The organism is Citrobacter sp. 172116965, from assembly GCF_013458095.1.
Taxonomy (GTDB): Bacteria; Pseudomonadota; Gammaproteobacteria; order Enterobacterales; family Enterobacteriaceae; genus Citrobacter; species Citrobacter braakii.
In genome coordinates this window covers 4,781,131-4,804,918 of the sequence record NZ_CP046673.1, presented here as the reverse complement: position 1 = coordinate 4,804,918, position 23,788 = coordinate 4,781,131, and the positions used below count along the sequence as shown (strand labels likewise).

The 23,788-nt window shown below is 53.4% G+C and carries 21 protein-coding genes; 14 read left to right on the top strand and 7 right to left on the bottom strand.

Annotated elements, in window-relative coordinates; genetic code table 11:
- Positions 1 to 61: 61 nt before the first annotated feature.
- Entirely contained in the window at positions 62 to 1,411 is a 1,350-nt protein-coding gene (lysC, locus tag GPJ68_RS23285) for a lysine-sensitive aspartokinase 3 (RefSeq protein ID WP_080860367.1), read from the bottom strand.
- 302 nt (positions 1,412 to 1,713) lie between these two features.
- Between lysC and pgi the strand changes: the two genes are divergently transcribed.
- From pgi to GPJ68_RS23260, 5 genes are all read left to right on the top strand, one after another.
- Positions 1,714 to 3,360, top strand: a complete 1,647-nt coding sequence (pgi, locus tag GPJ68_RS23280) for a glucose-6-phosphate isomerase (protein ID WP_016155434.1) — start codon at positions 1,714 to 1,716, stop codon at positions 3,358 to 3,360.
- Between the two features lie 470 nt (positions 3,361 to 3,830).
- Positions 3,831 to 4,073, top strand: coding sequence for an exopolysaccharide production protein YjbE (gene yjbE, locus GPJ68_RS23275; RefSeq protein ID WP_003826562.1), 243 nt, complete (start codon positions 3,831 to 3,833; stop codon positions 4,071 to 4,073).
- A 63-nt stretch (positions 4,074 to 4,136) separates the two neighbouring features.
- Positions 4,137 to 4,775, top strand: a complete 639-nt coding sequence (locus GPJ68_RS23270; RefSeq protein WP_016155436.1) for a YjbF family lipoprotein — start codon at positions 4,137 to 4,139, stop codon at positions 4,773 to 4,775.
- A complete protein-coding gene (locus GPJ68_RS23265; protein ID WP_104651958.1) occupies positions 4,772 to 5,509 on the top strand; it encodes a capsule biosynthesis GfcC family protein in 738 nt (245 codons plus the stop codon). The genes GPJ68_RS23270 and GPJ68_RS23265 overlap by 4 nt, the downstream gene beginning before the upstream one ends.
- Complete coding sequence (locus GPJ68_RS23260) at positions 5,509 to 7,605, top strand: YjbH domain-containing protein (protein WP_019077875.1); 2,097 nt, start codon at positions 5,509 to 5,511, stop codon at positions 7,603 to 7,605. The genes GPJ68_RS23265 and GPJ68_RS23260 overlap by 1 nt, the downstream gene beginning before the upstream one ends.
- Before the next feature lie 34 nt (positions 7,606 to 7,639).
- Here GPJ68_RS23260 and GPJ68_RS23255 read toward each other — a convergent pair whose 3' ends face one another.
- A complete protein-coding gene (locus GPJ68_RS23255) occupies positions 7,640 to 8,092 on the bottom strand; it encodes an acyltransferase (protein ID WP_104651960.1) in 453 nt (150 codons plus the stop codon).
- Between the two features lie 138 nt (positions 8,093 to 8,230).
- On the opposite strand from GPJ68_RS23255, the gene psiE reads away from it, so the two are divergent.
- A complete protein-coding gene (psiE, locus tag GPJ68_RS23250) occupies positions 8,231 to 8,641 on the top strand; it encodes a phosphate-starvation-inducible protein PsiE (RefSeq protein ID WP_003031674.1) in 411 nt (136 codons plus the stop codon).
- A gap of 45 nt (positions 8,642 to 8,686) precedes the next feature.
- Here psiE and GPJ68_RS23245 read toward each other — a convergent pair whose 3' ends face one another.
- From GPJ68_RS23245 to malE, 4 genes are all read right to left on the bottom strand, one after another.
- A complete protein-coding gene (locus GPJ68_RS23245) occupies positions 8,687 to 8,878 on the bottom strand; it encodes a hypothetical protein (RefSeq protein WP_175392775.1) in 192 nt (63 codons plus the stop codon).
- Between the two features lie 145 nt (positions 8,879 to 9,023).
- A complete protein-coding gene (gene malG, locus GPJ68_RS23240) occupies positions 9,024 to 9,914 on the bottom strand; it encodes a maltose ABC transporter permease MalG (RefSeq protein WP_016155340.1) in 891 nt (296 codons plus the stop codon).
- A 14-nt stretch (positions 9,915 to 9,928) separates the two neighbouring features.
- Positions 9,929 to 11,473: a maltose ABC transporter permease MalF gene (gene malF / locus GPJ68_RS23235; RefSeq protein ID WP_016155440.1), complete on the bottom strand. Its 1,545-nt coding sequence runs from the start codon at positions 11,471 to 11,473 to the stop codon at positions 9,929 to 9,931.
- 187 nt (positions 11,474 to 11,660) lie between these two features.
- Positions 11,661 to 12,851, bottom strand: a complete 1,191-nt coding sequence (gene malE / locus GPJ68_RS23230; protein ID WP_016155342.1) for a maltose/maltodextrin ABC transporter substrate-binding protein MalE — start codon at positions 12,849 to 12,851, stop codon at positions 11,661 to 11,663.
- Positions 12,852 to 13,210: 359 nt separating this feature from the next.
- Between malE and malK the strand changes: the two genes are divergently transcribed.
- The 5 genes from malK to ubiA all read left to right on the top strand — a co-directional run bounded on the left by malK (position 13,211) and on the right by ubiA (position 18,480).
- Positions 13,211 to 14,320: a maltose/maltodextrin ABC transporter ATP-binding protein MalK gene (malK, locus tag GPJ68_RS23225; protein WP_016155343.1), complete on the top strand. Its 1,110-nt coding sequence runs from the start codon at positions 13,211 to 13,213 to the stop codon at positions 14,318 to 14,320.
- A 176-nt stretch (positions 14,321 to 14,496) separates the two neighbouring features.
- Positions 14,497 to 15,855: a maltoporin gene (locus GPJ68_RS23220; protein WP_016155344.1), complete on the top strand. Its 1,359-nt coding sequence runs from the start codon at positions 14,497 to 14,499 to the stop codon at positions 15,853 to 15,855.
- Positions 15,856 to 15,968: 113 nt separating this feature from the next.
- Positions 15,969 to 16,916, top strand: coding sequence for a maltose operon protein MalM (gene malM, locus GPJ68_RS23215; protein WP_016155345.1), 948 nt, complete (start codon positions 15,969 to 15,971; stop codon positions 16,914 to 16,916).
- A gap of 180 nt (positions 16,917 to 17,096) precedes the next feature.
- Positions 17,097 to 17,594: a chorismate lyase gene (gene ubiC / locus GPJ68_RS23210; RefSeq protein WP_016155346.1), complete on the top strand. Its 498-nt coding sequence runs from the start codon at positions 17,097 to 17,099 to the stop codon at positions 17,592 to 17,594.
- Positions 17,595 to 17,607: 13 nt separating this feature from the next.
- A complete protein-coding gene (gene ubiA / locus GPJ68_RS23205; protein WP_016155441.1) occupies positions 17,608 to 18,480 on the top strand; it encodes a 4-hydroxybenzoate octaprenyltransferase in 873 nt (290 codons plus the stop codon).
- Between the two features lie 60 nt (positions 18,481 to 18,540).
- Here the strand turns inward: ubiA and plsB are convergent, their stop codons facing one another.
- Positions 18,541 to 20,961 (bottom strand): glycerol-3-phosphate 1-O-acyltransferase PlsB, encoded by a 2,421-nt coding sequence (gene plsB, locus GPJ68_RS23200; RefSeq protein ID WP_047415519.1) that lies wholly within the window; start codon positions 20,959 to 20,961, stop codon positions 18,541 to 18,543.
- Between the two features lie 171 nt (positions 20,962 to 21,132).
- On the opposite strand from plsB, the gene GPJ68_RS23195 reads away from it, so the two are divergent.
- From GPJ68_RS23195 to dinF, 3 genes are all read left to right on the top strand, one after another.
- The gene (locus GPJ68_RS23195; RefSeq protein ID WP_003826594.1) at positions 21,133 to 21,501 is read left to right on the top strand and encodes a diacylglycerol kinase; all 369 of its coding nucleotides are present in this window, start codon (positions 21,133 to 21,135) and stop codon (positions 21,499 to 21,501) included.
- Positions 21,502 to 21,610: 109 nt separating this feature from the next.
- Positions 21,611 to 22,219, top strand: coding sequence for a transcriptional repressor LexA (gene lexA / locus GPJ68_RS23190; RefSeq protein ID WP_003826596.1), 609 nt, complete (start codon positions 21,611 to 21,613; stop codon positions 22,217 to 22,219).
- A gap of 134 nt (positions 22,220 to 22,353) precedes the next feature.
- On the top strand, positions 22,354 to 23,673 hold the full coding sequence (gene dinF, locus GPJ68_RS23185) for an MATE family efflux transporter DinF (RefSeq protein ID WP_103767231.1): 1,320 nt from the start codon (positions 22,354 to 22,356) through the stop codon (positions 23,671 to 23,673).
- Positions 23,674 to 23,788 lie beyond the last annotated feature (115 nt).

Genomic DNA, 23,788 nt, shown 5'->3' with positions numbered 1-23,788 from the left:
TTGTTATAAAAAAGCCGGGTTCGAGCCCGGCTATAGTTATTGTTTATCGCGTGATGAAATATTATTCAAACAAATTATGATGCAGCTTCTGTACCACCTGTTCGGCTTCGCTACCGGGCACCAGGAAGCACAAGTTATGGCTGGACGCGCCGTAGCAAATCATGCGGATGTTGAACGGCTCCAGTACACCAAACACCTCTTTACCCACGCCGCAGGCTTTGGACAGGTCGTTGCCAATCAACGCCACCAGCGCCAGTCCTTCTTCGACTTCAACCCGGCACAGGGCAGACAGTTCCATCAGCAGAGACTGCGTTAACAGCGTATCGCCGGTGGAGGTTGAACCGGTGGTATCCAGCGTCAGCGCTACGCTGACTTCAGATGTGGTAATTAAATCTACCGAGATATTGTGGCGTGCAAGGATGCCGAACACTTCTGCTAAAAAGCCGCGAGAGTGCAGCATATTCAGGCTATGCAGCGTCAGCAGCGTCTGCTTACGGCGTAGCGCCAGCGCACGGAACAGCGGTGGATTCGCGGTTTTATTGCAGACCAGCGTACCGCCTGCTTTTGGATCCTTGCTGGAGCCAACAAATACCGGGATATCGCTACGTACGGCCGGCAACAGGGTTGCCGGGTGCAGCACTTTCGCGCCAAAGGTCGCCATTTCTGCGGCCTCTTCAAAGGCGATTTCATCAATACGCTGCGCTGCAGGAACAACGCGCGGATCGGTAGTGTAAATGCCTGGAACATCGGTCCAGATATCGACGCGCGTTGCGTGCAGCGCTTCGGCCAGCAGGGCGGCTGTATAATCGCTACCGCCGCGCCCCAACGTGGTGGTGCGGCCTTTGCCTTCGCTGCCGATAAAACCCTGAGTGATTACCAGACCTTCGCTCAGACGCGGGGCCAACTGAAGCGTTGCCAGTTCAGCCAGCGCCGCGACGTCGGGTTCTGCGCGACCAAAACGATCGTTGGTGCGCATCACTTTACGCACGTCAAACCACTGCGCTTGCACGCTGCGTTCACGCAGGATTTCGACGAACAACAGGGTAGACATCAGTTCACCGTGGCTGACCAGTTCGTCGGTCAGGGCGGTTGAGGTCGCCAGTGACGCCGCTTCTGCCAGCGTGGTGATGTTTTCCAGCAGACGTTCAATCTCTTCACGAATTACGTTCGGATAACGCAGGCGTTCCAGAATATTGAACTGAATTTGACGAATGGCGTCGAGTTTTTCGAAGCGCTCGGTTGGCTCCAGCCCTTCAGCCAGTGCGACCAGCAGGTTGGTAATTCCAGCGGAAGCGGAAAGTACCACTACACGGACGTTAGCATCAGAAAGTACCACATCAGCGCTGCGATTCATGGCATCAAAATCCGCCACGCTGGTACCGCCAAACTTGGAGACAACTACATCAGTCATAACTACCTCGTGTCAGGGAATGAATAGAGCGACCATGGCACATAAGGCAGAACGAAAACCGGTGCAGGCGCAAATGCAAATACCGTATTTATAAATAAAATGTGTAGCTTGCACTGTCAACGCTGGGATTATGCGGATTTTTCATGCTGCGTTTCCGTTCAGTAACAGCGCTTATAACATCTATACTTTTTACCCTGGTTCGATGGATACAAGGGCGATGGCATTAAAACAATCACACTTTTCTGTGACTGGCGTTACAATCGATCTCAGTCACAATTCTCAAAATCAGAAGAGTATTGCTAATGAAAAACATCAATCCAACGCAGACCTCAGCCTGGCAGGCACTACAAAAACACTTTGAAGAGATGAAAGACGTTACTATCGCGGATCTGTTCGCGAAAGATAGTGATCGTTTCGCTAAATTTTCCGCTACGTTTGACGATCTGATGCTGGTGGATTTCTCCAAAAACCGCATCACTGAAGAGACGCTGGCTAAACTGCAGGATCTGGCGAAAGAGACCGATTTGGCAGGCGCCATCAAGTCCATGTTCTCCGGTGAGAAAATTAACCGCACTGAAGATCGTGCCGTGCTGCACGTGGCGCTGCGCAACCGTAGCAACACTCCAATCATCGTTGACGGCAAAGATGTGATGCCGGAAGTGAACGCGGTACTGGAGAAGATGAAATCCTTCTCTGAAGCGATTATCTCCGGAAGCTGGAAAGGCTATACCGGTAAAGCCATTACTGATGTCGTGAACATCGGTATCGGCGGTTCAGACCTCGGCCCGTTCATGGTGACCGAAGCGCTGCGCCCGTACAAAAATCACCTGAACATGCATTTTGTGTCTAACGTCGATGGTACGCACATTGCCGAAGTGCTGAAGAAAGTGAATCCGGAGACTACGCTGTTCCTGGTCGCTTCCAAAACCTTCACCACTCAGGAAACCATGACTAACGCCCACAGCGCGCGCGACTGGTTCCTGGCGACCGCTGGCGACAACAAGCACGTTGCCAAACACTTCGCAGCGCTCTCCACTAACGGTAAAGCGGTTGGCGAGTTCGGTATTGATACCGCCAATATGTTCGAGTTCTGGGACTGGGTTGGCGGTCGTTACTCCCTGTGGTCTGCAATCGGTCTGTCCATCATCCTTTCTGTGGGCTTCGACAACTTTGTTGAGCTGCTCTCTGGCGCGCACGCCATGGACAAACACTTCTCCACTACTCCGGCGGAGAAAAACCTGCCGGTGCTGCTGGCGCTGATCGGTATCTGGTACAACAATTTCTTCGGTGCTGAAACCGAAGCGATTCTGCCGTACGACCAGTATATGCACCGTTTCGCGGCCTACTTCCAGCAGGGCAATATGGAATCCAACGGTAAATACGTTGACCGTAACGGCAATGCGGTGGATTACCAGACAGGCCCAATCATCTGGGGTGAGCCGGGTACTAACGGTCAGCATGCGTTCTACCAGCTGATTCATCAGGGTACCAAAATGGTACCGTGCGATTTCATCGCTCCGGCAATCACCCACAACCCGCTGTCGGATCACCATCCGAAACTGCTGTCTAACTTCTTCGCTCAGACCGAAGCGCTGGCTTTTGGTAAATCTCGTGAAGTGGTTGAGCAGGAATACCGCGACCAGGGTAAAGATCCGGCAACGCTTGACCACGTTGTGCCGTTCAAAGTGTTCGAAGGTAACCGTCCAACTAACTCCATCCTGCTGCGCGAAATCACACCGTTCAGCCTGGGTGCGCTGATTGCGCTGTACGAGCACAAAATCTTCACTCAGGGCGCGATCCTGAATATCTTCACCTTTGACCAGTGGGGCGTTGAGCTGGGCAAACAGCTGGCGAATCGCATTCTGCCAGAGCTGAATGATGATAAAGAAATCACCAGCCATGATTGCTCAACTAACGGTTTGATTAACCGTTATAAGTCCTGGCGTTAATCTGCTTCTTCCTTCGAGCCGCAGCGGTGTTGGCTGCGTTCGTTAACCCCGGTCACATAGCTATCTATGCTCCCGGGGATTAACGATCTTGCCGCCTTGTTGCAATTCGAATAAATTTGCAGATTACTTATAAAAAAAGCCGATATTAATATCGGCTTTTTTTATAATCTGGCTCCCGAATATCTACGTTTTTGCTTTACACCTTTATTGAGCTTAATCCTAAAATAATTCATTCAACGTGATCGTGTTTCTGGTTTTTTCAGAATTACCGGATGTTGTGTTTTTGTTTTTATATTTTAACTTTTTGATTGTATTGATTTAATTATCTATCGTTAATCATTTTATTTCTTGCTATCTAATTATCCTAAATTCCCGCTTGGCGTAATTTGCACACTTTGGCTTGTGTATACTCGATCTCGCCCGAAATTCTTTTGGGTAAATCTCCATTCATACAATGAAGGGAATTTGTGATGAAAAAAGTTCTGTATGGCCTTTGGGCTATATCTGCGCTTGCGGCGACTTCTGTCTATGCTGCCCCCGTTCAGGTGGGTGAGGCTGCAGGGTCGGCTGCCGCGTCGGTTTCGGCAGGAAGTTCCTCCGCAACCAGCGTGAGCACCGTAAGTTCTGCGGTGGGGGTTGCCCTTGCGGCAACCGGTGGCGGCGATGGTTCTAACACCGGAACCACAACCACCACAACTACCAGTACCCAGTAATACCGGTACGTTTAATTCTAACCACACTTCGGTGTGGTTATTTTGCCGCTGCGGAGAAATGTCGTGAAGCGACCAGCGCTGATAATGGTTTGCCTGTTATTACAGGCGTGCTCAGCCACCACCGAAGGGCTGGGTCATTCGCTATGGGATAGCGTGTTTGGTACTCCCGGCGTACAGATGACGGACGATGAAATCAAAAACATGCCCTACGCCAGCCAGTACATGCAGCTCAACGGCGGCCCACAACTGTTTGTGGTACTCGCGTTCGCGGAAAACGGACAGCAGAAATGGGTGACTCAGGATCGGGCCATTCTCGTCACGCAGTCTGGGCGCATGGTGAAAACGCATCTCGGCGGGGATAACCTGATCGAGGTGAATAATCTCGCGGCAGATCCGCTCATCAAACCAAACCAGATAGTCGATGGGGCAACGTGGACCCGCACGATGGGCTGGACCGAACATCAGCAGGTGCGCTATGCCACCGCCCGCTCGGTTTTCGAATGGGATGGCACTGACACCATTAAGGTTGGTAACGAAGATACGCCAGTACGAATCCTTGACGAAGAAGTCACCACCGATCAAACGCGCTGGCATAACCGCTACTGGATCGACAGTGAAGGGCAGATTCGCCAATCGGAACAGTATCTTGGCGCACGTTACTTCCCGGTGAAAACCACGCTGATTAAGGCGGCAAAATCATGATGAAACGAGCCGTTGTGGCGCTGCTATTGAGCCTGAGCGCAGCGTCTGTTTTTGCTGCGGGTAGCATTAAGGTCTTTACCTCCGCCAGCGAAGAGCCAAAAACGTTGACCGGGGCCGAACATCTGCTCGACCTGGTTGGGCAGCCGCGATTGAGTAATAGCTGGTGGCCAGGAGCGGTTATCAGCGAAGAGCGGGCAACGACGGAAGCAGAGCGTCAGCAGCAGGCATTACTGGCTCGTCTGGCGATGCTCAGCGCTGAAGAAAGCGGTGACGATGCCGCGGCTATCAACGCATTGCGCCAGCAAATTCAGGCGCTGAAGGTGACCGGCAGACAGAAGATTAATCTCGACCCGGATGTTGTGCGCGTCAGTGAGCGAGGCAACCCGCCGTTGCAGGGCAATTACACGCTGTGGGTCGGACCGCAGCCAACGGATATAACGCTGTTTGGCCTGCTAAGTCATCCGGGTAAACAACCGTTTATGCCCGGGCGCGATATCGCCAGCTATCTCGATGGGCAACGTCGGCTCAGCGGCGCAGATCGTAGCTATGCCTGGGTCATCTATCCCGACGGACGCACGCAAAAAGTCCCGGTCGCCTACTGGAACAAACGTCACGTTGAGCCGATGCCCGGCAGCATCATTTTTGTCGGGCTCTCTGATGCTGTCTGGCGCAGCACCCCGGATGAAATCAATGCCGACATTCTTCGCACCCTGACCCAGCGGATACCCCAATAATGAGAAAAACTTATCTGCTCAGCTTACTGGCGCTGGGCGTAAGCGTTGCCTGCCATGGTGAAACCTGGCCCGCGCCCATTGGACCTTCCCAGTCCGATTTTGGCGGCGTGGGACTGCTGCAAACCCCAACCGCACGCATGGCGCGTGAAGGCGAAATGAGCCTTAACTACCGCGATAACGATCAATACCGTTACTACTCTGCGTCGGTACAACTCTTCCCCTGGCTGGAAACCACCCTGCGCTATACCGATGTGCGTACCAAAAAATACAGCGGCGTGGAGTCGTTTTCTGGCGATCAGACTTATAAAGATAAGGCTTTTGATCTCAAACTTCGCCTGTGGGAAGAGAGCTACTGGATGCCGCAGGTGGCGGTTGGCGCGCGGGATATCGGTGGTACCGGCCTGTTTGATGCGGAGTATGTGGTGGCGAACAAAGCCTGGGGCCCGTTTGATTTCTCTCTCGGCCTTGGCTGGGGATATCTCGGGACCAGCGGCAACGTTAGCAATCCGTTTTGCTCATACAGTGATAAATTCTGCCATCGCGATAACAGCTACAAGCAGGCCGGTTCTATTGACGGTAGCCAGATGTTCCACGGCCCGGCGTCGCTGTTTGGCGGCGTAGAATATCAGACTCCCTGGCAGCCGCTGCGCCTGAAACTGGAGTATGAAGGTAATAATTACCAGCAGGATTTTGCCGGCAAGTTGGATCAGAAGAGCAAGTTTAACGTCGGCGCTATTTATCGCGTCACCGATTGGGCCGACGTTAACCTCAGCTATGAGCGCGGGAACACCTTGATGTTTGGGGTCACGCTGCGGACTAACTTTAACGATCTGCGACCAAACTATAACGACAATACCCGCCCGAAATATCAACCACAGCCGCAGGATGCCATCCTGCAACATTCGGTGGTGGCGAATCAGTTAACGCTGCTGAAATATAACGCCGGGCTGGCGGATCCTAAAATTCAGGTGCAGGGCGATACGCTGTATGTAACGGGTGAACAGGTGAAATACCGTGATTCGCGCGAAGGGATCGAGCGTGCTAACCGGATCGTGATGAACGATCTTCCCGATGGGATCCGCACGATCCGCATTACGGAAAACCGCCTTAACTTACCGCAGGTGACGACCGAAACGGAGGTTTCCAGCCTCAAGCGCCATCTGGAAGGCGAGCCGTTGGGCCATGAAACTCAACTGGCACAAAAACGCGTCGAGCCCGTGGTACCGAAAACGACCGAGCAGGGCTGGTATATTGATAAGTCGCGCTTCAATTTCCACATCGATCCGGTGCTAAATCAGTCGGTGGGCGGCCCGGAAAACTTCTATATGTATCAGTTGGGCGTGATGGGAACGGCGGATTTGTGGGTTACCGATCATCTGCTGACCACCGGGAGTTTGTTCGCCAACCTCGCCAATAACTATGACAAGTTTAACTACACCAACCCGCCGCAGGATTCGCATTTACCACGCGTGCGTACCCATGTGCGTGAGTATGTGCAAAACGATGTCTACGTGAATAACCTGCAGGCCAACTACTTCCAGTCACTCGGAAATGGGTTCTACGGACAGGTTTACGGTGGCTACCTGGAAACTATGTACGGCGGAGCGGGGGCAGAAGTGCTGTATCGCCCGCTGGACAGCAACTGGGCGTTTGGTGTTGATGCCAACTACGTGAAACAGCGTGACTGGCGCAGCGCGCAGGACATGATGAAGTTCACCGACTACAGCGTGAAGACCGGGCATTTGACGGCTTACTGGAATCCTTCGTTCGCCCAGGATGTACTGGTGAAAGCCAGCGTGGGGCAGTATCTGGCGGGGGATAAGGGCGGAACGCTGGAAGTGGCGAAACGCTTTGACAGCGGCGTAGTGGTGGGGGGCTATGCGACCATCACCGACGCCTCGCCGGATGAGTACGGAGAGGGTGATTTTACCAAAGGGGTGTACGTTTCTGTGCCGCTGGATCTGTTCTCGTCAGGCCCAACCCGCAGTCGTGCGGCGATTGGCTGGACGCCGTTAACACGCGATGGCGGCCAGCAGCTTGGACGTAAGTTTGGTCTGTACGACATGACCAGCGACAGGAGTGAAAACTTCCGCTGATAGATGGCCGGATGGGACCTGCGCTTATCCGGCTCTATAAACGACGTAATAATTTTGCCGGATTTCCCGCATACACGCCTTTCTCGGTGATCGATTTGGTCACCACGCTTCCCGCGCCGACGACCGCGCCATCGCAGATAGTGACCGCCAGAATGGTCGCTCCGCTGCCGATCGAGACATCGTCGCCAATCGTAATACGTCCCCAACTATTGCGGTCGGCATTGGGTTTTCCTTCGCGAAACATATCGTTGGCGAACATCACGCCGTGACCGATAAAACAACGGGCGCCAAGGGTGACATATTCGCAGATGAAGGCGTGCGACTGAATTTTGCTGTCTGCGCCAATCTGCGTATTACCCTGGATTTCAACAAATGGTCCGACAAAAACGTTGTCCCCTAATGTGCAGTCGTAGAGATTTGCGGGTTCATAGATCACCACGTTCTCACCGCAGGTAACGTTGCGAACAGCGGATTGTCTGAGCTGCATAATTCATCCTGTGAAATGTGTCGTGACACTCATCATTCCCTGCTGACCTTTCTTGCACAAAATATAAACAAAAAATGTAGATCTCTGTCACATTTTTGCGTTATACAGGAACCTTGCCACTGAGTAAGAGGTGCTGTTATGACGTCGCTATCTCGTCCGCGCGTGGAGTTTATCTCCACTATTTTACAGACCGTGTTGAATCTGGGGTTGCTGAGTCTGGGCCTGATCCTGGTCGTATTCCTCGGGAAAGAAACGCTGCATCTGGCGGATGTGCTGTTCGCGCCGGAACAAACCAGCAAGTATGAACTGGTGGAAGGGCTGGTGGTTTACTTTCTCTACTTTGAATTTATCGCGTTGATTGTGAAGTACTTTCAGTCAGGTTTTCACTTTCCGCTGCGCTACTTTGTCTATATCGGGATCACTGCGATTGTGCGGCTGATCATTGTCGATCATAAAGCGCCGATGGATGTGCTGATCTATTCTGCGGCGATCCTGCTGCTGGTGATCACCCTGTGGCTGTGTAATTCCAAACGGCTGAAGCGAGAGTAAAAGACAACACGCCGCAATTGGGCTGCGGCGTGTTTTGGGTAAAAATTACTGCGCAGAGGCCGGCTGGGTTTTCTCCGCCGCGGGTTCCCACAGTTCTTCAAATTTATCCACCGTCATGATCGCCAATACGGTAAAGCTAAGGTTGATCACGCCGATGACGATAACGCCTGCGCCAAACTCATTCTGTTTAATTTGTCGAGTTTCAGGTGAAAAATTGAATTGCAGTGATGGGGGCACGAAAGGAAATAATCGTAAGCGTAATGCAAAATAACATAAAAAAAGGGCGCTCCGTAGAGCGCCGAATAACAGTCACAGGTTGGGATAACATAAGTTGAGGGTTGCAGTGGCATTGCCCGTTGCCGGGCAGTTACTTCGGTAAAACTTAACCTTTCACACCACCCGCCGTCAGTCCGTTGACCAACCAGCGCTGTGCCAGCAGGAACACCAGAGTGATAGGAATGGCTGAAAGTACAGCTGCGGCGGCAAAGTCGCCCCACAAATAGTTCTGTGGATTGAGGTACTGCTGCATACCTACCGCAAGGGTATAGCTGTTCACATCACGCAGCAGCAGTGATGCGACCGGTACTTCGGTAATCGCGGCAATGAAAGACAGAATAAACACGACCGCCAGAATCGGAACGGAAAGCGGCAGCAACACCAGGCGGAATGCCTGCCATGGCGTTGCGCCATCCAGCGCGGCCGCTTCTTCCAGCGAACCGTCGATGGTTTCGAAATAGCCCTTAATCGTCCACACATGCAGCGCAATACCGCCGAGATAGGCGAAGATCACGCCACCGTGAGTGTTCAGACCAATAAACGGAATGTACTGGCCCAGGCGGTCAAACAAAGCATACAACGCGACCAGAGACAGCACCGCCGGGAACATCTGGAATATCAGCATCCCTTTCAGCAGGGTTGCTTTGCCCGGGAAGCGCATACGGGCAAAGGCGTAAGCGCAGGTGGTGGAAAGCGTCACGATACCGATCGCGGTAATGGTGGCTACTTTCACCGAGTTCCACAGCCATAACAGCACCGGGAACGGCGGCGGCGTCACGCGGCCATCCGCATGCTCAACGCTAAAGCCCAACGCCAGTTTCCAGTGTTCCCAGGAGATGTTTTCCGGGATCAGGCTGCCGGTGGCAAAGTTACCTTCACGCAGCGAGATAGCGATAACCATCAGCAGCGGGAACATGATCGCTGCAATGAAAATCAGCAGCAGCAAGTGCGTTGTTAAGAGACGCAGTTTCTGAGATTTGGGTTGTACCATAGCCATGTTCGTTGTCTCCCTTAATCAAACTTCATACGCGTGGCTTTCAGGTTCACGATGGCCAGCGCACCGACCAGCAGGAAGATCAGCGTGGCAATCGCCGCCGCCAGACCGAAGTCCTGACCACCGCCGCCTTCGAAGGCGATACGGTAGGTGTAGCTCACGAGCAGGTCGGTATAGCCTGCTGGCGTGGTGGTACCAAGACGGTCTGGACCACCGTTGGTCAACAGTTGAATCAGCACGAAGTTGTTAAAGTTAAAGGCGAAGCTGGCGATCATCAGCGGCGTCAGCGGCTTAATCAGCAGTGGCAACGTAATCTTAAAGAAGTTCTGGAACGGACCTGCACCATCCATCGCCGACGCTTCATACAGGTCGTCAGGGATCGCTTTAAGCAGACCCATGCACAGGATCATCATGTACGGGTAACCAAGCCAGGTGTTGACGATAATAATCATCGAACGCGCGGTGGTTGGGTCGCTGAACCAGGCCGGTTTGATGCCAAACAGTGCGCTCAGCATCATGTTGATTTCACCGAAGCTCTGGTTGAACAGCCCTTTGAAAATCAGAATCGAAATAAACGACGGTACGGCATACGGCAGAATCAGCAGGACACGGTAAATCGCTTTGCCTTTGAGAGACTCCCACTGTACGAGACAGGCCAGTACCATCCCCACGGCCACGGTGAGGATCACGGTCAGAACGGAGAAGACCACCGTCCAGACAAAGATGGCGAAGAACGGTTTCTGAATGCCTTCGTCGGTAAATACGCGGGCGAAGTTGTCCCAACCGATGGCAACGGTATAGCCTGGGCTGAGTTTTTCGTTACCCCAGCTACCGTCAGCGTTAATTGCCTGATAATAACCAATATCGTTGTTGGCGCGATATTTTACGCCGCTTTGGCTGTTGGTGAGCGTGCCGTCATCAGCGAGCGTATAGAGTGGCTGCGTGCCGGAAAACTGGCGCAGTGAACTCATAATCACTTTGCTTTCATCTGGCAGGATGGCGGTGAGTTGGGTTAACGCCTGGCGATTTTGCGTGATGATACGCAGCGTCGCACGTTCGCCCGCTGGCAGCGCCTCGGCTTCTTTCAACTGCAGTTTCTGTTCGCCGCCAAATTTAAAGGCGTCGGAGAGATAATTCTTGCCAGTTTCACCGTCGGTGAGGGCCAGTTGCCACTCCGTACCCGCCGGATACAGGCCGAAGTTGTAGGTTTTCCCCGCCTGATAAGAACGGTCCATCAAGACTTCCTGAGCACGTTCAAAGGTCAGTTGGTTGGTGCTGCTGTAGTTGGTAAAGGCAATTGCGATAGTACAAATTAGCGGAAACAGGACAAACAGCCCCATCCCTGCAACGCCTGGGTAAACATAGCGCCAGGCGTAGGCTTTACGGTTAGCAAAAATATACAGGCCAGCAGAGCTTAAAATCAGCGTCATGATGGCAAACAGGTACTCCCCCTGAGCATACATCAAAACAACAAGGTAACCGACCAGCAGCCCAAGCAGACCCATCACTGACCATTTCAGCCGGTCGCTTTGCCACCAGTGTTTCTTTTTAATGACATCCATGGGGATCAATCCTCTTTACGCTTTATCCTTCGCACTACCTCTTTGTTGGCTGCGGAAGCTCACCCCAGTCACTTACTTATGTAAGCTCCTGGGGATTTGCCTCCTTGCCGCCTCGATGTAGCGCGAATGATTTCGCGTAACAACGTATTCAATAAACCTGATTCCCTAAGAAATAAGGGAAACCGTATTACTTGGTGATACGACCTTGTGCATCTTTCAGCGCGGCATCGACGGTCTGACGGCCGCTGGCAGCGTTGATCACTGCGGTACGAACGGCATACCAGAATGCAGACATCTGCGGGATGTTCGGCATGATCTCGCCTTTCTGGGCGTTATCCATGGTGGCCGCGATACGCGGGTCTTTCGCTAACTGATCCTGGAAGGATTTCAGCGCAACCGCGCCCAGCGGTTTGTCCTTATTCACTTCATCCAGACCCTGATCGGTCAGCAGGTAGTTTTCGAGGAACTCTTTTGCCAGTTCTTTGTTCGGGCTGGCAGCGTTGATACCTGCGCTCAGAACGCCCACGAACGGTTTGGACGGTTTACCCTTGAAGGTTGGCAGCAGGGCAACGCCGTAATTCACCTTGCTCTTATCGATGTTGGACCACGCCCACGGACCGTTGATGGTCATCGCGGTGTCACCTTTGTTAAAGGCCGCTTCGGCGATGGAGTAATCGGTATCCGCGTTCATGTGTTTGTTCTTGATCAGATCAACCAGGAAGGTCAGACCTGCTTTTGCGCCCGCGTTGTCCACGCCCACGTCTTTCACGTCGTACTTGCCATTTTCAAACTTGAACGCGTAACCGCCGTCGGCGGCAATCAACGGCCAGGTGAAGTACGGTTCTTGCAGGTTGAACATCAGCGCGGATTTCCCTTTCGCCTTCAGCTCTTTATCCAGCGCAGGAATTTCTTCCCAGGTTTTTGGCGGGTTCGGAACGAGGTCTTTGTTGTAAATCAACGACAGCGCTTCAACCGCGATCGGGTAGGCAATCAGTTTGCCGTTATAGCGTACGGCATCCCAGGTGAACGGATAGAGTTTGTCCTGGAACGCTTTATCTGGGGTGATTTCAGCCAGCAGGCCAGACTGAGCATAGCCGCCAAAACGGTCATGTGCCCAGAAGATGATGTCAGGGCCATCGCCAGTCGCGGCAACCTGTGGGAACTTCTCTTCCAGTTTGTCCGGGTGCTCAATGGTGACTTTGATACCGGTGTCTTTCTCGAATTTTTTGCCCACTTCAGCGAGGCCGTTATAGCCTTTGTCGCCGTTAATCCAGATAACCAGCTTACCTTCTTCAATCTTGGCGAGAGCCGAGGCGGAAAACATCATCGTCGTTAATGCAGACAATGCGAGGATGCGTGCGCCAGTTTTGATTTTCATAGTTCCCATCCTGTTTGGTGATTTTGCAGAGGTGGCTTAACGGTTACTAGTTTCTTTATACGACAACCTCTTTCCATCCTCCTTACCCCTACGCCCCACCCGCTCTTTATGTGATCTGTGTTACATAAATGTGAGTATTGCGTACTGGCGCACATAAAAACCCACTGATTTTTGCAGGCTGCATCACGAAATTCCTCCGCGGCGTACGGCCCGGGTCTCAGACGCTGTTCTCTCATCCTCCCGCCTCCTCCCCCATAAAAAAGCCGGGGGTGGAGGATTCACGCAGTCAAGGGATCACGCATAGTCAGCCCATCATGAATGTTGCTGTCGATGACAGGTTGTAACGAAGGGAGAAGGGCATGGCGAGCGTACAGCTGCGAAATGTAACGAAAGCCTGGGGTGACGTGGTGGTATCGAAAGATATCAATCTCGACATTCACGAAGGGGAATTCGTGGTGTTTGTCGGACCGTCAGGCTGCGGTAAGTCGACCTTGCTGCGTATGATCGCCGGACTTGAAACCATCACCAGTGGCGACCTGTTTATCGGGGAGACCCGGATGAACGACATTCCCCCCGCCGAACGCGGCGTGGGCATGGTCTTTCAGTCCTACGCGTTGTATCCCCATTTATCCGTCGCAGAAAACATGTCGTTTGGTCTCAAACTGGCTGGCGCAAAAAAAGAGGTGATGAATCAGCGCGTGAATCAGGTCGCGGAAGTTCTGCAACTGGCGCACCTGCTGGAGCGTAAACCGAAAGCGCTTTCCGGCGGACAACGTCAGCGTGTGGCGATTGGCCGAACGCTGGTTGCCGAGCCGCGCGTATTCCTGCTGGATGAACCGTTGTCGAACCTCGACGCCGCTCTGCGTGTGCAAATGCGTATTGAAATCTCCCGCCTGCATAAACGTCTGGGCCGCACGATGATTTACGTCACCCACGATCAGGTCGAAGCGATGACGCTGGCCGACAAAATTGTGGTGCTGGATGCCGGTCGCGTGGCGCAGGTCGGCAAACCGCTGGAGCTATACCACTATCCGGCTGACCGCTTTGTGGCGGGCTTTATTGGCTCGCCGAAGATGAACTTCCTGCCGGTGAAAGTCACCGGGACGGCCATCGATCAGGTGCAGGTTGAACTGCCCAACCGCCAGCAAATATGGCTACCAGTGGACAGCCATGCGGTACAGGTTGGTGCCAACATGTCTTTAGGTATCCGCCCGGAACATCTGCTGCCCAGCGATATCGCCGATGTCACCCTCGAAGGTGAAGTGCAGGTGGTCGAGCAGCTTGGTCACGAAACTCAAATTCATATCCAGATCCCCGCCATCCGTCAAAACCTGGTTTACCGCCAGAACGACGTGGTGTTGGTAGAAGAGGGTGCCACATTCGCTATCGGCCTGCCGCCAGAGCGTTGCCATCTGTTCCGTGAGGATGGCACTGCATGTCGTCGGTTGCATCAAGAGCCGGGCGTTTAAGGTCCCCATAAAAAACGAAACGCAAAGCCATTCGAAGCTACATCGAGGCGGCAAGTAAATGAATCCCCGGGAGTGTACAAAGAGTACGCGACTGGGGTGAAAGAACGCAGCCAACAAAGAGGCAGCCCGAAGGGGGACGCGTTTAAAGAAAAGCAATGATCTCAGGAGATAGAACGATGATTACTCTGCGCAAACTCCCTCTGGCGGTTGCTGTAGCAGCAGGCATTATGTCTGTTCAGGCAATGGCTGTAGATTTCCACGGTTACGCTCGTTCCGGTATTGGCTGGACAGGGAGTGGCGGTGAACAACAGTGTTTCCAGGCAACCGGTGCACAAAGTAAATACCGTCTCGGTAACGAATGTGAAACCTATGCGGAAATCAAATTAGGTCAGGAAGTGTGGAAAGAAGGCGATAAGAGCTTCTACTTCGACACCAACGTTGCTTACTCCGTCGCACAGCAGAATGACTGGGAAGGCACAGACCCGGCATTCCGTGAAGCAAACGTGCAGGGTAAAAACCTGATCGAATGGCTGCCAGGCTCCACTATCTGGGCCGGTAAGCGCTTCTACCAGCGTCATGACGTACACATGATCGACTTCTACTACTGGGATATTTCAGGTCCTGGCGCCGGTATTGAAAACATCGATCTGGGCTTCGGTAAACTGTCTTTGGCAGCGAGCCGTTCACAGGAAGCGGGTGGTTCATACGCTTTCAGCAGCCAGAATATCTATGATCGTACCAAAGACACCGCGAACGATGTATTTGACGTTCGTTTAGCGCAGTTGGCAACTAACCCGGATGGGATGTTGGAACTGGGCGTTGACTATGGTCGCGCGAATACCACCGACGATTACAGGCTGGCGGACGGCGCATCTAAAGATGGTTGGATGTTCACCGCTGAACATACCCAGAGCATGCTGAAGGGCTACAACAAGTTTGTCGTTCAGTACGCCACAGATTCCATGACCACCCAGGGCAAAGGCCTGAACCAGGGTTCTTATGGTTCTTCCACTACGACCATTGAAGATCCCGTTACTGGCGTTAAAACCAACTATGCCAACAATGTTGTGAATAACAACGGTAGCCTGTTCCGCGTGCTGGACCACGGTGCAATCTCCCTGGGCGACAAGTGGGACCTGATGTACGTCGGTATGTACCAGAACCTCGACATGGATAACGACCTGGGAACCGAATGGTACACCGTCGGTATTCGCCCGATGTATAAATGGACGCCAATCATGAGCACCCTGCTGGAAGTCGGTTACGACAACGTCAAATCTCAGCAGACCAGCGATCGCAACAGCCAGTACAAAATCACCCTGGCCCAACAATGGCAGGCGGGTGACAGCATCTGGTCTCGTCCGGCAATCCGCGTCTTCGCAACCTATGCAAAATGGGATGAAGAGTGGGGTTACATCAAAAATGGTAACGACGTAACCAAATTCGCAGCTGCAACGAACTCTGGTCTCAGCACAACCAGCCGTGGCGACAACGATGAGTGGTCCTTCGGTGCCCAGATGGAAATCTGGTGGTAATTCAGCACTAACCTGACGTAAAGACCGAAAGAGGGGCGCAAGCCCCTCTTGATTACGGTTTAGCGCGCTATTGCCTGGCCACCGCTGAACCCATGCTATCTGAGGTGATAACAATGAAAATGAAGAAAAGTCTCGTTGCCCTTTGTTTATCTGCAGGGTTATTTGCCAGCGCACCTGGCATCAGCCTGGCCGATGTGAATATTGTTCCGCAGAACACCACCGCGGCCCCATCTATTCCCACTGCGGCGCTGCAGCAGTTAACCTGGACGCCTGTTGATCAATCCAAAACCCAGTCTTCGCCGCTTGCGACAGCGGGTCAGCGTCTGGATGTCGCCGGTATTACTGGCCCGGTCGCTGCGTATAGCGTCCCGGCGAATATTGGCGAGCTCACCCTGACGCTGTCCAGTGAAGTGAATAAACAAACCAGCGTATTTGCGCCAAACGTATTAATTCTTGACCAAAACATGACGCCATCTGCGTTCTTCCCCAGCAGCTATTTTACCTACCAGGAGCCCGGTGTGATGAGTGCCGATCGTCTGGAAGGGGTAATGCGTCTGACGCCAGCGCTGGGTCAGCAAAAACTCTATGTTTTGGTCTTTACCACTGATAAAGATCTCCAGCAGACCACAACCCTGCTTGACCCGGCAAAAGCCTATGCCAAGGGCGTAGGTAACGCTATTCCGGATATTCCAGACCCGATCGCCCGTCATACCACCGACGGTTTACTGAAACTGAAAGTCAAAACCAGCTCCTCCTCCAGTGTTCTGGTCGGGCCGCTGTTTGGTTCATCCGGCCCTGGTCCTGTCACGGTGGGCAATACCGCCGCGCCTGCGGTGACCTATGCGGCTCCGGCAGCAGCCGTTGCTGCTCCAGCGCCACAACCGGTGAAGAAAAGTGAGCCGATGCTGAACGACACGGAAAGTTATTTTAACCAGGGCATTAAGGATGCTGTTGCGAAAGGCGATGTCGATAAAGCGCTGAAGCTGCTTGATGAAGCTGAGCGTCTGGGATCCAAATCTGCCCGATCCACCTTTATCAGCAGTGTAAAAGGCAAGGGGTAAACATCGCCCCGCATTGTTGATTTTGCAACAACTGGTGCGTCTCCTGGCGCACCTTTTTTTATCCTTCGGTGCTAATTGTTACACTTATGTTGCTCTGGCGATCACTTAATTGTGTTTGCTCACCCCGTAATGCATTTTCTGCGATACAATGCCTTCAAGTTATAAATCGGAGAGTAAGGCATGCCACACCCTGCGTTAACGCAACTGCGTGCGCTGCGTTATTTTGATGCGATCCCGGCGCTGGACGCCCAACTGCTCGACTGGTTGTTACTGGAAGATTCCATGACTAAACGTTTTGAGCAGCAGGGAAAACAGGTCACCGTAACGTTGATTCGCGAAGCATTCGTTGGGCAAAATGAGGTGCCTGAAGAGCTGCCGCTGCTGCCTAAAGAGTCCCGTTATTGGTTACGTGAGATCCTGTTATGCGCGGATGGTGAACCCTGGCTTGCCGGGCGGACCGTGGTGCCTGAATCAACCTTGTGCGGCCCTGAGCTGGCCTTACAAAATCTGGGGAAAACCCCGCTCGGACGTTACCTGTTTACATCATCGACATTGACCCGAGATTTTATTGAGATTGGCCGCGATGCAGCGCTGTGGGGGCGCCGTTCCCGCCTGCGGCTGAGCGGTAAGCCGCTGATGCTTACCGAGCTTTTTCTACCTGCATCGCCGTTGTACTGAGAGGAAGATAAAGATGGAGTGGAGTCTGACGCAGAATAAGCTGCTGGCATTTCACCGCTTGATGCGTACGGATAAGCCAATCGGTGCCTTACTGCTGCTCTGGCCTACGCTGTGGGCATTGTGGGTGGCAACCCCAGGCATGCCGCAAATGTGGATCCTGGCGGTTTTTGTCGCTGGCGTTTGGTTAATGCGCGCCGCCGGCTGCGTGGTGAATGATTATGCCGACAGGAAATTTGACGGACACGTTAAACGCACCGCAAATCGACCGCTGCCAAGCGGGGCCGTCACTGAAAAAGAGGCCCGAACGCTGTTCGTCGTATTGGTACTGCTGGCCTTCCTGCTGGTTTTGACGCTCAACACGATGACCATTTTGTTGTCCGTTGCGGCGTTAGCGCTGGCGTGGGTTTACCCGTTCATGAAGCGCTATACGCACCTGCCGCAGGTGGTGCTGGGGGCGGCGTTTGGCTGGTCGATCCCGATGGCGTTCGCCGCCGTGAGCGAGTCCGTACCGCTGAGCTGCTGGCTGATGTTCCTCGCCAATATTCTCTGGGCGGTGGCCTACGACACGCAGTATGCGATGGTTGACCGCGATGATGACCTGAAGATCGGCATTAAATCGACCGCGATTCTGTTCGGTCAAAACGACAAGCTGATTATTGGTATCCTGCAGGTGGGCGTACTGGTGCTGATGGCGCTGGTGGGTTGGCTAAACGGGCTGGGACTGGGTTATTACTGGTCTCTGCTGGTGGCTGGCGCGCTGTTTGTATATCAGCAGAAACTGATCGTCAATCGCGAGCGTGATGCCTGTTTTAAAGCGTTTATGAACAATAACTACGTCGGTCTGGTGCTGTTCTTAGGGCTGGCGATGAGCTACTGGCATTTTTGAGTTTGGCTTAGCCTGCAAAATAAAAAACCGGTCATTTCATTTCGACCGGTTTTTTTATGCTTACTCGCCCTGTGTGGCGCTCTCGATGGTCAGACGTACATCTGACGTGACCAGTTCGGCCAACATCTGATAGATCTTCATCGTCTCTTCCGGTTCGGCATCTCCGGTATCGCTGATGAATCCCTCGTCACGCAGCGTCAGCACCAGAGAGCTGAACACGGCTTTATCGAAGAATTCCGGCGCGTTAATGCCGTGCAGTACGGAGAGGCGTTGCGCTACGGTGCGGCTCTCTTTCTCCAGCGTGCCACGGTTGATAGACGGGTTCGCGCTCAGCAGCCAGAAGGTAATGGCGTAGCGTTGCAACGTCTCGCGAGCACCCGCCGCCAACAGCTGTAGCGTACGGGAGCGGGCCGGATTGATATGCAGTTCGTCATCGTTCAGGGTGATCAGTCCCTGGCGCTGCATTTCGCTGGCCAGTTCGTCAATCACTCCGGTGAGTTCATCACGCTCCCAACGTAAGAACAGCTCTGCTTTCAGCATCGGATACAGCGCATCAATATGCTGCTGTAGCGCGGCGCGTGAAATACGACGATGCTGAGTCACAATGGCTGCCATTAACGAAGGCAGAACCAGCATATGCGCAATGTTGTTGCGGTAATACGTCATCAATACCGCCTGCTCGCGCGGCAGAATGATGATGTCACCGATGGTGTCTTTCTCGACCTCAAACTTATTCATCTGTAAGGCGTGGTCGATCAATTCACTGGCGCTCTGCGCAGGAACCGTACAATCCGCCGCGTACGGCACGTTGCGCAGCAGACTCAGATAGCAGTCGAGCTGTTCAGTCAGTTGCTCACGGGTCAGAGAGCGCTGGCGGGAGGCCAACAGCGCGGTACAGCACAGGTTCATGGCATTGGCCGCGCCTGCATTGTTAATGCGTACCATCAGATCGGCGGCAATGTTATTCACCGTCGGCGTCAGCCAGGCTGGGCGGATGGACTCGATAGGATCGATCGATTCACGCCACTCCGGTACATGCTGGTTGAGGTAAGTCATCAATGGCATCGGTTCGCCAAAGTTGACATACCCCTGACCCAGATTACGCAGCTTGCTCAAGCCACGCAGCATTTGCGGCAGACTCTCTTTCTCTTTCGTCGCGCCACGCAGCTCTTTCGCGTACGTGCCCACTTCCATTACGTGCTCGTAGCCGATGTAGATGGGGACGAGGGTAATCGGACGCGTACCGCCGCGCAGCATCGCCTGAATGGTCATCGACAGCGTGCCGGTTTTCGGGTCGAGCAGACGCCCGGTACGTGAACGGCCTCCTTCGACAAAGTATTCAACCGAGTAGCCGCGGCTGAACAACTCGCCCAGGTATTCGCGGAAAACGGTGGAATAGAGCTTGTTGCCCTTGAAGGTACGACGAATAAAGAACGCGCCCAGACGGCGGAAAATCGGACCTGCTGGCCAGAAGTTCAGGTTGATACCGGCAGCGATGTGCGGCGGAACCAGCCCCTGGTGGTACAGAACGTACGACAGCAGCATATAGTCCATATGGCTGCGGTGGCACGGAACATAGACGATTTCGTGCCCATCGTGCGCCAACTGACGTACACGCTCCGCATTGTGAACGTTAATCCCCTGATACAGACGGTTCCAGGTAAAGCCCAGAATACGGTCTGTCAGACGAATCATCTCGTATGAGAAGTTAGCGGCAATCTCTTCCATCAGCGCAATGGCATTTTGCTGCGCTTTTTCATGGGAGATTTTTTTACTGCGCGCTTCATCTTCTACCGCGCGAGCGATAGCTTTTGAGGCCAGCAGTTTATTAAACAGGTCCTGGCGGGCAGGGAGGCGCGGGCCGACTGCGGCCAGACGCTGACGAGCAAAGTGCATGCGCGCCACGCGAGCCAGTTTCTGAGCGATGATTTTATCCGTACCGTGTTCGTCCGCCATGCGACGCAGGGAGACCGACGGTGAGAAGCGGACAAAACTGTCGCGACCCAGCCAGGACACAGCAAAGAATTTCTGTACGCCGTTCAGCATGCGCAGCGGCGGATTGACCTCGCCTTTTTCACGCCCAGGCGCGCGGCCAAACATCACCGAAACCGGCACCATTTGCACATCCAGGTCTGGATTGCTGCGATGCAAGTCGAGATAGTTATGGAACAGCTTAATGGACTCTTCTTTCGGCGTGTAATAGGTGAACACGCGCGGGCCGCCGTGAATAAACACGTAGCGCGGCAGCAGAGTTCCGTCTATCTCCAGCGGTTCCAGGGGATCCGGGAGATCGTGCACCAGACATTGGGCACGCAGCGTCAGCAAGTCTGCTTTTGAATTGTACGGTAGGACGTACATAATGGGACGCGAAGTATCGAGCCCCAATTCCGGGGCAGGTTCTGCCGGAATAGACTTGCTTTTTACCAGGACGCTTAATGGTAAATTCAGTAATTTGTAGTAAATTCGTGGCCAGCCGGACATAAACGATGTAAAGCCTCTGGTTAATAATGCAAATGCGCTGCAAGGATATCAGAAAGTTTAGTGAATTTCTGGTGTATCCGGTCATACTTCGCGCTGCTTTGCCACACCCTGAAACAAACGGGGTAACGTTACAATGACATTGACGCTAATAATGTAAAAAGGTTCTTTTTGATGGCCAATAATACCACTGGATTCACCCGAATTATCAAAGCTGCAGGCTATTCCTGGAAAGGTTTTCGCGCCGCATGGATCAATGAGGCGGCATTCCGCCAGGAAAGCGTTGCCGTACTGTTGGGCGTAGCTATCGCCTGCTGGCTGGACGTTGACGCCATTACCCGCGTGCTGTTGATTGGTTCCGTGATGCTGGTGATGATCGTTGAAATCCTCAACAGTGCGATTGAGGCGGTGGTTGACCGTATTGGCTCTGAGTACCACGAACTTTCCGGTCGGGCGAAAGATATGGGCTCGGCAGCGGTATTGCTGTCTATTTTTGTCGCTCTGATCACCTGGGGCATCCTGTTGTGGTCGCATTTGCGATAAAGATTCCACAACTGCATAAATCTCCTGTTTTTTGTGCAGTTTGCGGTTCCAAAATCACCTTTAGCTGTATATACTCACAGCATAACTGTATATACACCCAGGGGGCGGAATGAAAGCGTTAACGGCCAGGCAGCAAGAGGTGTTTGATCTCATTAGGGATCACATCAGCCAGACAGGTATGCCACCGACGCGTGCGGAGATCGCGCAGCGTTTGGGGTTCCGTTCCCCAAACGCCGCTGAAGAACACCTGAAAGCGCTTGCGCGTAAAGGCGTCCTTGAAATTGTATCCGGCGCATCGCGCGGTATTCGACTGCTGCAGGAAGAAGAAGAAGGGTTACCGCTTGTCGGACGCGTAGCGGCAGGCGAGCCACTGCTGGCGCAGCAGCACATCGAAGGCCATTATCAGGTCGATCCTTCACTGTTCAAACCGAACGCCGATTTTCTGCTGCGCGTTAGCGGTATGTCGATGAAAGACATCGGTATTATGGACGGTGATTTACTGGCTGTGCATAAAACTCAGGATGTGCGTAACGGTCAGGTCGTTGTTGCCCGTATCGACGACGAAGTCACCGTTAAGCGCCTGAAAAAGCAGGGCAACAAAGTTGAACTCCTGCCAGAAAACAGCGAATTTAAACCTATTGTTGTCGACCTGCGCGAGCAAAACTTCACTATTGAAGGGTTGGCGGTAGGCGTCATTCGTAACGGTGAATGGCTGTAATTTTCTGTTGATTCCCTGTAGGCCGGATAAGACGTTTACGTCGCTATCCGGCAACTTGCCCGGTGGCGCTACGCTTACCGGGCCTACACAGCATCTTTTTTCAGTACATCTAACTTCTTCTCAGGCTCTCCTGTATGCCTTTCTTTACCTCTTCTGATAAAGCACTCTGGCACCTCGCCTTGCCGATGATCTTCTCCAATATCACCGTTCCCCTGTTGGGACTGGTGGATACCGCGGTGATTGGTCATCTGGATAGTCCGGTCTATCTTGGCGGCGTTGCTGTTGGCGCCACGGCGACCAGCTTTCTCTTTATGCTGCTGCTTTTTTTGCGCATGAGTACCACCGGCCTTACCGCGCAGGCATTTGGCGCGAAAAATCCGCAGGCGCTGGCGCGCGCGTTGGTGCAGCCGCTATTGCTGGCGCTGGGGGCTGGGCTGCTTATCGCACTGTTTCGTACGCCGATTATCGATCTGGCTCTGCACATTGTCGGCGGAAGTGAGGCGGTACTGGAGCAGGCCCGACGTTTCCTGGAAATCCGCTGGTTAAGCGCACCCGCATCGCTGGCGAATCTGGTGCTGCTCGGCTGGTTGCTTGGCGTTCAGTATGCGCGCGCGCCAGTTATCCTGTTGATTGTCGGCAATATTCTCAACATTGTGCTCGATTTATGGCTGGTAATGGGCCTGCATATGAACGTGCAGGGAGCGGCGTTAGCGACGGTGATTGCCGAATATGCCACGCTGCTGATTGGCCTGATGATGGTACGCAAAGTCCTGCATATGCGTGGAATTTCGCTGGCAATGTTGAAGCTGGCGTGGCGTGGCAACTTCCGTCGTTTGCTGGCGCTCAACCGCGATATCATGCTGCGTTCTCTGTTGCTACAGCTCTGCTTTGGGGCCATTACGGTTCTTGGCGCGCGTTTGGGAGGCGACATCATCGCGGTTAACGCCGTTCTGATGACTCTGCTGACGTTTACCGCCTACGCGCTGGATGGATTTGCCTATGCCGTGGAAGCGCATTCGGGTCAGGCCTATGGGGCGAGGGATGGCAGCCAGTTGCTTGATGTCTGGCGGGCGGCCTGTCGACAGTCCGGTATTGTGGCTATTCTGTTTTCGCTGGTTTATGCCCTGTTTGGCGAGCAGATTGTTGCGCTGCTGACCTCGCTGCCGCAAATCCAACAGTTGGCCGATCGCTATCTTTTCTGGCAGGTGGTTTTGCCGCTGGTGGGGGTGTGGTGTTATCTGCTCGACGGTATGTTTATTGGCGCGACACGAGCTGCAGAAATGCGCAACAGTATGGCCGTTGCCGCAGCAGGGTTCGCATTAACGCTACTGGCTTTACCGTTGCTGGGAAATCATGGTTTGTGGCTGGCGTTAACCGTTTTTCTCGCGCTGCGTGGGCTGTCCCTGGCCTTTATCTGGCGGCGTCACTGGCGTAATGGAACCTGGTTTGCCTGAGCGGATGGTTAAAAATTCCGAATAGTAAATAAAACCCAGAATCCCTGACTACACTTATTCTCACGTCCAGCAAAAACAGCATGTGTCTGGACATGGCACTCTCGCTATTCACAAC

Coding starts and splice junctions, on each gene's coding strand:
- psiE (WP_003031674.1), top strand. CDS start 8,231: ATGACGTCGCTATCTCGTCCGCGCGTGGAGTTTATCTCCACTATTTTA.
- malE (WP_016155342.1), bottom strand. CDS start 12,851: ATGAAAATCAAAACTGGCGCACGCATCCTCGCATTGTCTGCATTAACG.
- GPJ68_RS23260 (WP_019077875.1), top strand. CDS start 5,509: ATGAGAAAAACTTATCTGCTCAGCTTACTGGCGCTGGGCGTAAGCGTT.
- plsB (WP_047415519.1), bottom strand. CDS start 20,961: ATGTCCGGCTGGCCACGAATTTACTACAAATTACTGAATTTACCATTA.
- GPJ68_RS23220 (WP_016155344.1), top strand. CDS start 14,497: ATGATTACTCTGCGCAAACTCCCTCTGGCGGTTGCTGTAGCAGCAGGC.
- malK (WP_016155343.1), top strand. CDS start 13,211: ATGGCGAGCGTACAGCTGCGAAATGTAACGAAAGCCTGGGGTGACGTG.
- ubiA (WP_016155441.1), top strand. CDS start 17,608: ATGGAGTGGAGTCTGACGCAGAATAAGCTGCTGGCATTTCACCGCTTG.
- dinF (WP_103767231.1), top strand. CDS start 22,354: ATGCCTTTCTTTACCTCTTCTGATAAAGCACTCTGGCACCTCGCCTTG.
- lysC (WP_080860367.1), bottom strand. CDS start 1,411: ATGACTGATGTAGTTGTCTCCAAGTTTGGCGGTACCAGCGTGGCGGAT.
- GPJ68_RS23195 (WP_003826594.1), top strand. CDS start 21,133: ATGGCCAATAATACCACTGGATTCACCCGAATTATCAAAGCTGCAGGC.
- malM (WP_016155345.1), top strand. CDS start 15,969: ATGAAAATGAAGAAAAGTCTCGTTGCCCTTTGTTTATCTGCAGGGTTA.
- yjbE (WP_003826562.1), top strand. CDS start 3,831: ATGAAAAAAGTTCTGTATGGCCTTTGGGCTATATCTGCGCTTGCGGCG.
- malG (WP_016155340.1), bottom strand. CDS start 9,914: ATGGCTATGGTACAACCCAAATCTCAGAAACTGCGTCTCTTAACAACG.
- malF (WP_016155440.1), bottom strand. CDS start 11,473: ATGGATGTCATTAAAAAGAAACACTGGTGGCAAAGCGACCGGCTGAAA.
- GPJ68_RS23255 (WP_104651960.1), bottom strand. CDS start 8,092: ATGCAGCTCAGACAATCCGCTGTTCGCAACGTTACCTGCGGTGAGAAC.
- lexA (WP_003826596.1), top strand. CDS start 21,611: ATGAAAGCGTTAACGGCCAGGCAGCAAGAGGTGTTTGATCTCATTAGG.
- ubiC (WP_016155346.1), top strand. CDS start 17,097: ATGCCACACCCTGCGTTAACGCAACTGCGTGCGCTGCGTTATTTTGAT.
- GPJ68_RS23265 (WP_104651958.1), top strand. CDS start 4,772: ATGATGAAACGAGCCGTTGTGGCGCTGCTATTGAGCCTGAGCGCAGCG.
- pgi (WP_016155434.1), top strand. CDS start 1,714: ATGAAAAACATCAATCCAACGCAGACCTCAGCCTGGCAGGCACTACAA.